A 1,550-nucleotide genomic window follows, 5' to 3' on the forward strand; every position below is an offset into this window, starting at 1 on the left:
TCGCAACAGACGCTTAGGAGTCTCACTATGGATCGGGAGAAAGGCAGACCAAAAACAATCGGTCATAAGATAGATCAGAAGCTTGAAACAGTACGGAAGAATTACCGCACTGTTCAACAAGATAGTGCTATGCGAATGAAAGAGCTAAAGTCACAATCACGTTCTACGAATCGCATAGTTAAGAGTAGTCATAAACAATTTAGAGCTTCAAGAGCCAAGGTTAAAAAAATCCAAAAAGAGTATAAGAATATCCAGAAACAGGGAAGAGAGCTTCGGAAAGAAGGGAAGGCCATTCGTCCAGAAGATATCAAGAAGCAGGCTTTTCTTAAGCAGGAATTAAATAAGAACAATAAAAAGCAAGCCTTCCTTAAGCAGGAATTAGATAAGGCGAAACTGGAGAAAAAAACTTCTAAAAGAACTTTTAAAGTCGCTCAAGAGGCTAATGGTGGATCACGGAAGAAGAAGTTTCTTCGTGCGGCCAAACAATCTGTAGAACGAGTTGCTAATCAACAGGCTAGTTCTACGGCTCATCAGGATGATACCCTCTCAGATATAGCACGAACTAAGAATCAGTATCAGGATATTCAGATTCAAGGAAAACGTATTAAAACGATTGGGAAATATAGTGGTAAGCTTGGTCAAGGAATGGTTAAATCAAGCTATAGTCTAGGAAATAGGTTTTACAATAAGGCCAATGGGAGAGGCTTCACTCGAACCCCAAGAGAATTTTCTTGGGAAGGGAAGTTATCTCGACAGATACAGGCTTATAGAAATCGCTTAGCCGCTTCTAAGACAGGGAAGGCTGCTAAGAAGGCTAGAAAGATCTATCGTTTTGGATCTAAACCGATTAAAGCTATTATCAAAAATCCGTTTGGTTTTAAGGCTTATCTGATTGCTTTTGGTCTGCTTTTGTTCCTGGCAATTCTTGGCATTGGTAGTTCAGGAATTACCCGTCAAGATGAGTTTGATATGAATGATACCTGGTTGTATCTTTCAAAATTGGATCGTGAAAAATCGAATGATAAGGTAGATTATTGGACAAAAATTGATGATCCACTATTGTACTTGAATTATAAGTATGATGATATTTCAGATAAACTTCGTATAGACGAGAAAAAGTATTTTTCCCAAAATAATCGTGGGAAACTTTACTTAGATACCTTGTGGAAGAATTTGAATGGGGATAAAGATAATCTTAAAACAATGGAAGATCTTTATACTAAAAATGATCTCTACAAGTTGAGTGAGGATGAGTTAGAAGAGTATAAAGAACTCTTAGAAATTGCTCGAGATAGCGGAAAATATATGTTGCTACAAGAGTTAGATAATCCATTTTATACAGAAGATCAGTCTGAATCAGAAGCTCCCCTTCAGATTATCGAGCGTTTTGGTTATAAAACTACGAAGGAAATCTTTAATGGTTCTGTTTTGCAAGCCACAGGTGGTCAAACTCTATTAGCAGTTCTAGATGGGAAAGTCGAGGTAAATGGCAACGATCTAGAAATCAGTGATGATAATTCCAAGTTTCTGTATAAGAACGTAGATACGAT

General features: G+C 37.4%; 1 pseudogene. It reads left to right on the forward strand.

Annotated features, from left to right (window positions below):
- Nucleotides 1-27: 27 nt before the first annotated feature.
- Nucleotides 28-1,550 (forward strand): annotated as a pseudogene (locus HMPREF2837_RS05140) (peptidase M23); the annotation flags it as partial.

Source organism: Streptococcus sp. HMSC071D03 (assembly GCF_001812125.1).
Taxonomy (GTDB): Bacteria; Bacillota; Bacilli; order Lactobacillales; family Streptococcaceae; genus Streptococcus; species Streptococcus pseudopneumoniae_N.